Consider the following 11,455-nt stretch of genomic DNA (forward strand, 5'->3'; position numbering starts at 1 on the left):
AAAAATTGTTTAAAAATTAATCAACTATGGAGCGTTGCAATCGAGCCGATTTTAAGACGAGCAGCTTAGCTTTAGATTTTTAAATTGATGCGGTGTGCTTTGGCTATAGCGTTCAAAAGCTTCGTGCTCGTCATACGGATTTTGTGCCAAATGAAGCAGATCGTTAATGAGGGTGAAGTCATCGTTTTGGGCTTTATCGATCGCTTCTTGCAGGATATAATTTTTCAGAACGTATTTCGGGTTGGTACGGAGCATTTTAACATGGCGTTGGGCTTCGGATGAGGCATTCAGAGACAGTCTATCGTCGTATCGATCGAGCCATTCGTTGAGCTGATTCGGTGCCAACGTTTGTGCCAATAACGGTTCGCGGGTTCCGTCATATCGGCTTAAAGTACGAAAAAACGGTGTCATATCGATCCGTCCGTTCTCCATAAGCGAAAATAATGCTCTGAACAAATTGCCGTCGTTTTCATCCGGTGTATCCAGACCCAGCTTTGCACGCAAAAGTTCCATTAGCCGGGCGGTGAAATATTCCCCGTATTTTTCCAGTTCGTTTTTGAGTTTATCACTGGTGACGAGTGGTGAGAGGGCATGAGCGAGACGCTCCAAATTCCAGTATCCGATACGGGGTTGATTGTCATAGCTGTATCGTCCCTGCGTATCGGTGTGATTGCAAATATAGCCGCTTTCAAACGTATCCATAAAGGCAAAAGGGCCATAATCGATAGTAATCCCCACCGCCGACATATTATCGGTGTTCATCACTCCGTGGTTGAAGCCTACCGACTGCCACTGAGCCATCAGCTCTGCGGTCCGTTTGACGATTAAGCCGTACATTTTGAGATAGGGCTCTTCTGCACCGATCAACTCAGGGAATGATTCTTGGAGTAAAAAATCGGCAAGTGTTTCGAGTTCTTTGTATCGGTTGGTGTGAAAAAAATACTCGAAACTTCCGAACAGTATCCATGAGCGGGATAGTCGCAGAACGACTGCACCGCGTTCCCATTTCTCACGTGCCACATTTTCATCCGAACTGATAATCGCCAATGCACGGCTTGTCGGAATTCCAAGCGCATTCATTGCCTCACTCATAAGATATTCGCGAATAGAGGAACGCAACACGGCACGTCCGTCACCCTGCCTCGAATAGAGTGTTTGTCCGGAACCTTTCAGCTGAAGATTCCATCCGTTGGCAGAGCCCAAATTAATAGCACGGCCGTCTCCGAGACGCGGAACATAGTATCCGAATTGATGGCCCGAATAGCACATGGCATACGGTGAGGAACCGTTGAGGAGCAGAGTACCGTTGAGAAGCTTTTCCAATTTATCCGTTTCAAGCAGTGCGGGATCAAGTCCCAAAAGTTCGGCGGCTTTGGGGTTAAAGCTCGCTAATCGGGGATTTTTAAGCGGTGAGGGGGCCACTTTGTCATAGAAAATCGGGTTGAGCGATAAATAGGGGGTATTTAGGGTTAAGTCGGATAATTTCATACAGAGAGTTTTACCTAAAAAAACTAAAACCTCTGCGTGTTTATGAAAGGAGTTTGATTTTTTTAGGTATCCATCTGAAATTTCTTTTCGTCATCATCTTTTTTCAGACGTATATGGGTTACATTTTTAGTCGGAGAGATGCCGTATTCTTGGCGTGTTTTAGGATCGATGAACGTAATACGGGTATGGCCGTTATACGTTCCGAAATGTGTTACGACAGCATGAAGATCGGCTTCGTACAGGCTCTCTAGCTTTTCTTGTATTAATTGGATATCTTCTTCCAGGCTTTTGAGCTTCTCAGAAAAATCTTGAAGCGATTCACCTTCGATTTTATATTGCTGCAATCTGACGAGATCGGCTTTTAAGGGGAGTTCCCCCCTCTTTTGTTTGATCAAAACACGTTCTTGAATCTCTTTGATCCGGCTGTTTTTATCTTTAAAGGAAAGTTTTTTGGCAATAAACTCTTTGCTCTCAATTTGTAGACGGGATGTTTTATCACGGATACTTATTTCCAAATCGGTGATTTGATCATGATAGCTTTCGATGGCATGAGGGTCAATAATAAGGTTGTTTCCGTCCCCTTCGATATTCTGTATAGTGATGGATTCCAGAGCTATTACTCGGGCATTGGAATAGAGGGTATCTATATGTACTTCACGTGCGATTACCTCTCCTCCCACCATTTTTTGGATACGGATAACATCGGCTTCGACTTTTCCCGCTTCCAGGATAGTAATATTTGCCTCTTTGGCTTTAAGGTTGCCGCGATGGAGGTGGATATTGGCATTTTCGGACACATTGATTTGTGACTTCTTATGCGTCTGCGCTCCGATATTGACCTCACACGCCTGTATTTTGGAGTGGCTTCCAACCGTTCCGCTGACATCGAGTTTTAAAACGTCGATATTGACTCCCATTCCGACGGAATCCTCATTGGCGACTTTTTTATTAATTTTCAGCGATACGTCTTTATCCAGACCTGTTTCGATAGAACCGGTTTTTTTGAGACTGGCCGATTCGATCTGAAGCTCCTGAGAGATAAATATGATTCCGTTTTTTCGTTCGACGAAGCCTGAAACCGTTGCAAAAAAACGGATGCTCTCCTCATCTTCTTCACTCCGAACCGTTTCGGGATCGATAACGATGTAGTTTGCATATTTCACGATAGGATCAGGAACGGCGATATGCTCTCCGCTGCAGGCACGTCCGTCGCGTCCGTATTTCGGAAAAATATATTCGATAATCAAATCTCCGGGCGATACCCCTTCGATAAGGCTGTTGTTTTTATTCGCCTCTTTATAATGGAGGATTATTTTATCATTGATCGGAGGTATAGGGATAAAAAATTCGCCGATGGGGAGACGATAGAGGAAATTGAGAGGTCCCTCTTTTTGAATCTTGATGATAAGGCGGTTAATCTCACGATCGAGATCTTGATCATACAAGCCGATGAGGAGCCCGTGACGAAGCATTTTACGTACTATTGCCTCTTCAATCCATTCATGAACCCCTTTTTTGAGGGGTATTTTTGAGGCCGGATCAATAATGGCAATGACCTTGCTTTTCGTTTTGTCTGTCGCAATGGTAAAGCGTAAATCGAGATAAGGGTGGGGTTTTTGCGGCCGAATACGGATTTGGTACTCTTGACGCAGCATAAAATGGGGAGAACGCACTTCAATTTCGGTGGTTTGCGAAAGCAGATTGCTCTCGCTCAGCTGCTGCCACTCATCATCGGTCGTCTCTTTGAAATAGGTTTCAAACGAGAGAAGATCGAAATCAAGTGATTCAACCGGAACTCTGTGTGCTATTGCAGCTTTTTTTATATCTTGTTGTATATTTTCTGAGACGACGGTAATCGGGACAAAACTGGACATTTTGCTTTATGGCTCCATTATGGGTACCGCTTTGCGCTCTTCAAAATTAAAATGGCGTTCCAAATCGGAATTATCGATTAGAACGGGAACAACAATGAGCGACGCGATAACTGCTGCTATTGTACCAAAAATAAGAGAAACTCCAAGCCCTCCGAATACGGCGTCGCTGGCTAAAAGTGTTGAAGCGAGGATAATAGCCGCTGCGGTGAGGAAAATAGGTTTTGCACGGGTAGCGGTTGCGTAGGCGATCGCCTCTTTTTTATGCATCCCTTTATCCGACATCAACGATTTTGTAAAGTCGATCAACAGCAAGGAGTTGCGCGAACTGATACCGATGAGCGCAATAAACCCGATCAATGATGTCGCTGTCAAAAAGAAGGTATCGGCGGTAAATATATTCATAATGAAGTGACCGAAAATAACTCCGATGATGGAGAGAAAACTTCCCAATAAAACGATTCCGCTAAGGACAAAACTTTTGTAATACACGACCATAAGGAGGAAAATCAATATTAGCGCCGCGATGAATGCACCGCCCAGATCGACAAACGTATCCAATGTCACTTTCATCTCTCCGTCCCATTTAAGATCATAGACCTCTTTGGTTTTTTTATCAATAAGTCGTAGATTGAATAAGCCTGTTTTGGAAATCTCATATTCGTCGCTGAAAGTATCGAGGATGACATTGCGCGCCGCCATCAACGGATAAACTTGGGAAACCATATCGGTTTCTGCTAAAACATTGGTCATTTGGTGCAAATCTTTCGTCATAATCATCGGATTGGATTTGACCGGGACGATATCGACAACCTCGGTAATCGGAACCATCATCCCCATCTGATTCATCAGTTTGAGGCTTGCGAGTTTGTATTCGATAGAAAGTTTGTCGCGCGCAGCGAATTTTTTTCCCTCCGGGGTCAATGTCAGGAAAATAGGAATTTGATCGGTCGCTTTTTGAGAGTTTTTAACCGCAACGCCCATCCCCTCAAATGCAAGGTACAAAATATCGTTGACCTGTTTGACATTGAGCCCTGAGAGGCTTATTTTATCGGTATTGACACGCACTTCGAATTTATCGTAAATCTCATCTTGCATAATATCGATGTCGACAAGACCGTCCGTTTTTCGAAAAACTCCTTCTACACGCTCAGCCAAGTGGCGGATACCTTCGGCTTTGCTGCCGTAGATTTCGGCTACGATAGCCGCCATGGTCGGAGGACCTGCCGGGGGCTCGATAAATTTGATATTGGTCTGAGGATATAAGTTTTCACACTGTTTTACGATAACAGGACGAAGACGCTGAACCATCATATAAGAGGGTTCGTCACGGTCATGTTTTTTGGTCAGATTAACCACAACTTCGGCAACGTTTTCGCTGTTTTTGAAGTGGCTCCCTTTGATCAGTCCGGCAAAATCAAGCGGAGAACCGCTTCCTAAAAAGACCTCGGTATCTAAAGCTTCATGCTCATGCTGCAAGACCCCGACGACACATTCACTGACTTGACGGGTTTGTTCGATGGAGCTTCCGTTGGCCAAATCGATATAAATAGAGTAGGTGTCGTTATTTTTGCCCGGAAGCATTTTCGCCAAAACCAGCTTGGTCGGAATAAAGGCGACGGCTACTATAAAGGCGATGAGCGTTGCCACTAAAACCTTTTTTTTCTTAGCCGGAGTATTAAGCATATCGAGCAAATAATTTTCAAATTTTTTATACATCAGTGGGAATCTCCGTGGTGTTCGGGTTTTTTAAGGAGCCGTACCGCCAAATACGGTGTAAAAATGTAGGCTACAAAGAGTGACGCCACCAACGCGACAGGAACGTTTGCCGGAATCGGTTTCATGAATTGCCCCATCATTTGGCCGACGAAAGCCATCGGAACCATTGTAAGAATAATAGCTAGGGTTGCGATGTTGGTCGGTGCCCCGATTTCATCGGTTGCTTCGATCATCAGTTCATCGACATCCATATCTGCTGCACCCGGTGCATGGAAATGGCGGTGAATATTTTCGATAACGATAATGGCCGCATCGACCAAAAGCCCCAAACTCAGTAAAAAGGCAAAGAGGGTGATCCGATTGATCGTTTGGCCGGTAAGGTAAGCGATAAAAAGGGTGATTGCCAAGATAGCCGGAACGGTAAAGGTGACGATCAGCGATTCTCTCCAACCCAAAACGAAGACAAGCAAGATAGCGATAATAACGATCGAGAGAAGGAGATGGAATACGAGTTCGTTAACCGCTTCATTCGCCCGCTCACCGTCATTTCGGGTAATAACGTAGCTGATCCCCTCAGATTTCATCTGCTCTTTGTACTTTTCAAGTTCTTCTTTGACCGCTTCGGCGATTATGACGGCATTAGTTCCCTGAAGTTTGGAAACGGTGAGGGTAACCTGATCTTTCAGCGGCGAGAATTTTCCTTCCTCCCCTTTGACACTGACCAAAGCTGATTTGAAATTTTGAATATCCTCTCCGGCGGTGATAGTGGCGACATCGCGCAGATAAATCGCAGAGCCGCCGTATTGGGCGACAATGATATTTCCGACGTCTTCGACGCTGTCGATAGCGTTGCGGACGCCGATCATGACGATTTCATTTTTTTCGGTTTTCCCTTTGATTTCGGGAACGTTATAGGCCAATGACTGGGTCGCTTGGACGATTTGCCCCAGAGACAGGTTATATCCGGCAAGACGGTTCATGTCGACCAATACGTTGTATTGGTGTTTTTTCGCCCCTTTGATATCGGTTATGGCAACATTCGGCAACCCGTTGATATGGTGCTGAATTTCTTTCACATGATCGTAGAGAAGGGTCGGGTCCATTTTAGGATTATTGGAATAAAAGGCTACCGAAACGATCGGGATATCGACGTCGATATCGAGCGGTTTGATGATCGGTTGCATGGCTCCTTTGGGGAGGATACTCATGTTTTGCATGATTTTGTCGTAGATTTTGAGGTTAGAATCCTCTTTGGCCTCTCCGATAAAAAATGCGGCATTGATAACCGCAACGTTGTCCATTGCCATCCCGTAGATGTGTTCTATCCCTTTGACCTCTTTGAGTTTGCGTTCAAGAGGCTTGACGATAACGTTTTCAACTTCGTTGGCAGTCGCCCCGGGGAGGGCAATAATGACGGTAGATCCGCTGACAACCATTTGCGGGTTCTCTTCGCGCGGCATAAGCATGAGAGCCATATACCCGATAACCAGGAGAAAAATTCCGAGGATCGGCGTTAGGGGATTGCGCAAAAAGCCTTTGGCAAGCTTTCCGGCAGAATCGGTGGGTTGGTAGGAGTGTGGAGCGTGCATCGTGATCCTTACTCGATATCAACAGTGGCATACATTCCGGGATAGACGGTTTGTTTGGCACTGAACGATACTTTGATTCTAAAGGTATGGGTCATCGGATTGGAGCTCGGGATAATGGCACTGACCCGCCCGATCCCGACATAGTTTACGGAAGGGATGGTCACTTTCACTTTTTTCCCCATCGGCACGAGCTGAAGATTGTTTTCGGCTACTTCGACTTCGATTTTAAGGGCATTTAAATCGGATAAGACGATTGCCGGCATTCCCGGCATCGCCATCTCTCCCACTTTGATGTTTTTAGCGACGACGACACCGTTATTGGGGGCGGTAACGCGAAGATAGTTGTATTGGTTATTGACCTCTTGCAGACGGGCTTTGGCCTGATTGACTTGACGCTCGCCGATAGCGATCATGTTTTGAAGGTTCTTTTTGGAAAGCTCAAGGTTTTCAACTTCGAATTTGCTTACCATGTCCTGAGTCAAAAGACGTTTGTTCCGTTCCAGATTAAGTTGGAGATTGGCATACTGGTTCTGGTACATTTGTAACGAAAGTTCGGCTTGGGCGATGCCGAGTTCCACTTGGGTTTTTGCCGAATCGATCTCTTTGGAATCGATCGTATACAGAAGCTGTCCTTTGGAAACACGTGATCCTTCTGAGACATTGACACTGGTCACGAACCCCATATTGCGGCTAGTGATCATTTTCTGGTTATCGCTGATAACGCTGCCTGAGAGGCTGATCCCTGCAGCACTGAGGGTTGAGGCGAGGGCGAGGGATGTAATCCAAAATTTCATTATTTGACTCCGTTGCTAAGTTTTTCGAGGGCGAAAATTCGCTCGTTTCGTTGATTTTTGACCATCTGTAGATTAAGTACTTTTTCGATTTGCTGGGACTGTTTGATAATGACGTCGCTCATAGAGGCGAGGTGTTCATGATAACGCCCCTCGTAGTTTTTATAGATCGTATCGGAGAGTTCCAGCTCTTTTTCCAAGCTTTTGACTTGAGAGTTCAGGCTATCGATTTCGGTTCGGATTTTATCGTATTGAAGGGCGATCCCTTTTTTAGCCAGTTCCACTTCGGTGGTTGTTTTTAGCTTTTCGATACGGGCCTTTTCCAGAGCATTTTTGTCTACGGCACCGTTAAAAAGGTTCCAGCTGAGTTTTGCTCCGACGGTGTAAGCTTTGTGGTCGTTGAAATTGCCTAAAAATGTATCATCGGCGCTGCTGGCTTCGGCAAAAGCACCGATTTGAGGAAGAAACGGTGCATAGGCAAGGTCGACCATACGATCACGGATTTCCAGCCCCTCATGCGCTTTTTTCAGATCGGTATTGTTGGACAATACGTCTTCTTCGCTGATGAGCGAAGCCGGATAATCCGAAGCGGGAAGTTCGATCTCGGTGACATTTTCGTTGAGTAAAAAACTGAGGTAGTGATAGAGGAGTTTTTTGTTTGCTTCCATCTCGGTAAGGCTGCGTTCGACGTTCGCTTTTTTCGCTTCCACTTCGAGAAGATCGACTTTTTTCGCATACCCCTCCTGGAGCATCATTTGCGTGGTCCGTTCCAAGGTCGAGATGTTTTTATGGATGGTATTCATTTGGTCGATAGAGTGTTGCAAAAGTGCCATATCGTAATAGCTTTTACGCAATTCATACCGTTTTTCGGTTTTCATATGGTCAGAATCAAGTTTTTTGATCTGCTCCATCTTCTCGGCAATATCGCCGTATGCACTTAATTTGCCGCCGGTGAAGATAGGGAGCATGTAGGTGAGTTTACTTTGGTAGTAGTTTTGGTAGCCCGGATAGTTAAGCCGTTTGGGCGGAGTCGTATAATCGGGTGAACCGGCCATAAAATTGGCCATGAATTCATCAGCGCTGAAATCGCCGAAATTAGCTTCACGCGAGCTGAGTTTAAATCCGAAAACGTTTCCGGCATCGTTGGAGCGTACGAAGTTTTGGGTCAAGTCAAGCGAGCCGAAATTGTACCCTTTCGCAATCGACGTATCGCGCTGCGCGCTTTGCAAATCAAGGGCGGCGGTTTTGATTTCAAGATTGTTGTTTTCTAAAATTTCCAGTGCCGCAGGGAGTGAAAGACCTGCACCGAATAGGTTGCAGGAGCCGATCAAAAGCGTTGCGCTGAAGACACGTGAAAAGGCTGTCATGAACATTGATCCTTTTATAATGTATTTGTGATTCTAATCAATCATATAAGATTATTATACACATTAACGTATTTAATAGAGCTAAAAACTGTCACAGATTTCTCTGATTACTGTGGTAAATCATACCATAAGTTACATCGGGTTTGAAATTCGGTGCAGTTTCGGGTAAAATTCGGACAAATAAAAGACAAAAAAAGGTTTCCTGATGGCAACAATCGGTATGGGTGATATCAAAAAAGGTGTACGTTTGGAGATTACGGGTGTACCGTATAAAGTAGTAGAGTTCCAACACGTTAAACCGGGTAAAGGGGCGGCATTCGTCCGTTGTAAAGTAAAAAGTTTTCTTAACGGTAAAGTGATCGAGAAAACGATTCATGCCGGTGATAAATTCGAAGTACCGAATATGGCGCATAAAACGATGCAGTTTTTGTATGATGACGGCGAAATGCTTCAGTTTATGGACAATGAAAGCTATGAGCAACTCGGTTTGACGTACGATCAATGCGACGATGCGATGAAATGGATCAAAGACGGTACAAGCGTTCAAATGGTATTCCATAACGGCAATGCAATCAGCGTTGACGCTCCTGAAATTATGGAACTCAAAATCGTTGAAACGGCTCCAAATTTCAAGGGTGATACTTCAAGTGCCTCTAAAAAACCGGCTACTCTTGAAACCGGTGCGGTAGTCCAGGTTCCTTACCATGTTTTGGAAGGGGATATTATCCGCGTCAACACCGTTGAGGGTGAATATATGGAGAAAGTGAAATAATTCACTCTCCCCGCGGAAATTTTCCGCGGACCGCTTTTTCTGCACTGTTTAATTACAATTTAAATTACAATCATTTTTTATTTTCTCAGAGTACAATAACAGCAGCTATCGATAAAGGAGAGCCAATGTCTAGTATTTTAGTCCCTATTGCAGAGGGTTTTGAAGAGATTGAAGCTATTAGTATTATTGATGTATTGCGACGTGCGGGTATCAACGTCATTATAGGGACATTGACTCAGAATCTCCTGGTCAAAGGGGCTCACGGTATTACAATCCAAGCAGATACCCCAATTAAAGGGATGCATGCGGACGAACTCGATATGATCGTTCTTCCGGGGGGGTGGGGAGGAACAAAAGCTCTTGCACACGATACGGTTGTTCAGGAACTTCTCAAAGAGATGGATGCGGCAGGGAAAAATATCGGTGCCATCTGTGCCGCCCCTTTTGCATTACACGCCGCAGGAGTTTTGAAAGAGGGATATACCTGCTATCCCGGAATTGAAGAAGAAATTGATATCGCCGGATTTACCGGGGACGAATATGCCGTCGTCGAAAGTGGCAACGTCATGACATCGCGCGGCCCGGGAACCGCTATTTGTTTTGCTCTCTCCATTGCAGAAAAATTTGTGGGATATGAGAGCGCCCAAAAATTACGAAAAGGACTTTTGGCAGATTATTGTGCATCACTTTAAACTTTTTTTAGCACTTTTTTCGATGACTGCTGCCGCGACGGCGGATATAAAACTTTCTGAAAAAGAAGCTTATTCACAAGAACAGGCTATCGAATACTGCCGTACCCTGGGACCCGGATATCGAGCGATGGAGATCGGTGAAATTTATGCTCTTGATACAGCGGTGCCGTTTGCTGATAGATTCAGCTATTGGTCGAAGAATACGATCACTTCGGGTAATGCCGTCATCGGTACGGGAAGCGAAGGGGACGGCGGTGTTTTAGAGGAATTGGGATTCAGTTTCTATCCCAAAGAGCGCAATATAACCTTTTCGCCGAAATGGAAAAAGATTGCCGCCATCTGTACGAACGATCCGATCCTTCCGAAGCGGATACACCATTACACAAAAACTTCCCAAGGGACGCTGGACGAAGATACGGGGCTTTTATGGCATGATCTGGATGCTACCGACAAAAAAGCCCGCTATACCTACGACCAAGCCAAAGAGATGTGCGAGAACCTATCGCTGTATGGACGGACATGGCGTTTGCCAAGCACTGAAGAGCTGTATGGGATAGTCGATTACGATTATGTTCGTCCGACATTGGATATGAAATTTTTTGGGCCCGTAATGCATCGTTATTACTGGAGTGCTGATACACTGAATGCGCAAGAAGCCTATGTCGTCGGTTTTAAGCTGGGTTCCGTTGCAACCGCACCGAAAAATGATGCAACGCATGCGCGGTGCGTATCTGAATAATTCAACTACTTGTATTGAGAAATATTCCTGAAGCATTAGGATGGATCGCTGCCGAATTTGGCAACTCTTCGAGGGGGAAACGGCGTAGAATCTCATCTGTTTTTGTGTCGATGACCGCAACATAAAAAACATTGGATTCATCATCGACCCTAAAACGTAACGTGGTGTTGAGTTGGCCGAGAGAATGGTTGAGATCTTCAATGAGTTTGATGTTTTCAGTCATATTGGATGGTTTGTCTGCTTTTTGTACTAGTGATAATGCCGGATTTATTTGCGATGTTAGCTGTGTATCAAATAACGATCCCAAACCATTAAATTTTATTGGATCCATATCATGTATCGCCTGTATATTATAATAATTAGCAATATTATAGTAGTCTATCGTTAGAAAAAAACAGTGGATTGTTAGAAGAGTTGTTTTTATAAT

At 44.8% G+C, this 11,455-nt stretch carries 10 protein-coding genes; 3 read left to right on the forward strand and 7 right to left on the reverse strand.

All coding sequences use genetic code 11. From position 1 onward, the window contains the following. Positions 1-51 precede the first annotated feature (51 nt). From SULKU_RS04575 to SULKU_RS04600, 6 genes are all read right to left on the reverse strand, one after another. Positions 52-1,488 carry a protein adenylyltransferase SelO gene (locus tag SULKU_RS04575; protein ID WP_013459764.1) on the reverse strand — a complete coding sequence of 479 codons (1,437 nt, stop codon included), beginning with the start codon at positions 1,486-1,488 and terminating at the stop codon, positions 52-54. Positions 1,489-1,550: 62 nt separating this feature from the next. After that, a complete protein-coding gene (locus tag SULKU_RS04580) occupies positions 1,551-3,362 on the reverse strand; it encodes a flagellar assembly protein A (protein ID WP_013459765.1) in 1,812 nt (603 codons plus the stop codon). Between the two features lie 6 nt (positions 3,363-3,368). After that, positions 3,369-5,078 carry an efflux RND transporter permease subunit gene (locus SULKU_RS15275; RefSeq protein ID WP_013459766.1) on the reverse strand — a complete coding sequence of 570 codons (1,710 nt, stop codon included), beginning with the start codon at positions 5,076-5,078 and terminating at the stop codon, positions 3,369-3,371. Then, positions 5,078-6,667 carry an efflux RND transporter permease subunit gene (locus SULKU_RS15280; RefSeq protein ID WP_013459767.1) on the reverse strand — a complete coding sequence of 530 codons (1,590 nt, stop codon included), beginning with the start codon at positions 6,665-6,667 and terminating at the stop codon, positions 5,078-5,080. Before SULKU_RS15280 ends, SULKU_RS15275 begins: the two co-directional genes overlap by 1 nt. Positions 6,668-6,675: 8 nt before the next feature. Beyond that, complete coding sequence (locus SULKU_RS04595) at positions 6,676-7,461, reverse strand: efflux RND transporter periplasmic adaptor subunit (RefSeq protein WP_013459768.1); 786 nt, start codon at positions 7,459-7,461, stop codon at positions 6,676-6,678. Next, positions 7,461-8,825 (reverse strand): TolC family protein, encoded by a 1,365-nt coding sequence (locus SULKU_RS04600; RefSeq protein ID WP_013459769.1) that lies wholly within the window; start codon positions 8,823-8,825, stop codon positions 7,461-7,463. The genes SULKU_RS04595 and SULKU_RS04600 overlap by 1 nt, the downstream gene beginning before the upstream one ends. A 205-nt stretch (positions 8,826-9,030) precedes the next feature. On the opposite strand from SULKU_RS04600, the gene efp reads away from it, so the two are divergent. From efp to SULKU_RS04615, 3 genes are all read left to right on the forward strand, one after another. Next, on the forward strand, positions 9,031-9,597 hold the full coding sequence (gene efp, locus SULKU_RS04605) for an elongation factor P (RefSeq protein ID WP_013459770.1): 567 nt from the start codon (positions 9,031-9,033) through the stop codon (positions 9,595-9,597). 125 nt (positions 9,598-9,722) lie between these two features. After that, positions 9,723-10,289 carry a DJ-1 family glyoxalase III gene (locus SULKU_RS04610; protein ID WP_013459771.1) on the forward strand — a complete coding sequence of 189 codons (567 nt, stop codon included), beginning with the start codon at positions 9,723-9,725 and terminating at the stop codon, positions 10,287-10,289. Continuing rightward, positions 10,231-11,028 carry an Lcl C-terminal domain-containing protein gene (locus tag SULKU_RS04615; RefSeq protein ID WP_013459772.1) on the forward strand — a complete coding sequence of 266 codons (798 nt, stop codon included), beginning with the start codon at positions 10,231-10,233 and terminating at the stop codon, positions 11,026-11,028. Before SULKU_RS04610 ends, SULKU_RS04615 begins: the two co-directional genes overlap by 59 nt. A 1-nt stretch (position 11,029) precedes the next feature. On the opposite strand, the gene SULKU_RS04620 is transcribed toward SULKU_RS04615, so the two are convergent. Beyond that, positions 11,030-11,359, reverse strand: coding sequence for a flagellar protein FlaG (locus SULKU_RS04620; protein WP_013459773.1), 330 nt, complete (start codon positions 11,357-11,359; stop codon positions 11,030-11,032). Positions 11,360-11,455 lie beyond the last annotated feature (96 nt).

The organism is Sulfuricurvum kujiense DSM 16994, assembly GCF_000183725.1.
GTDB lineage: Bacteria > Campylobacterota > Campylobacteria > Campylobacterales > Sulfurimonadaceae > Sulfuricurvum > Sulfuricurvum kujiense.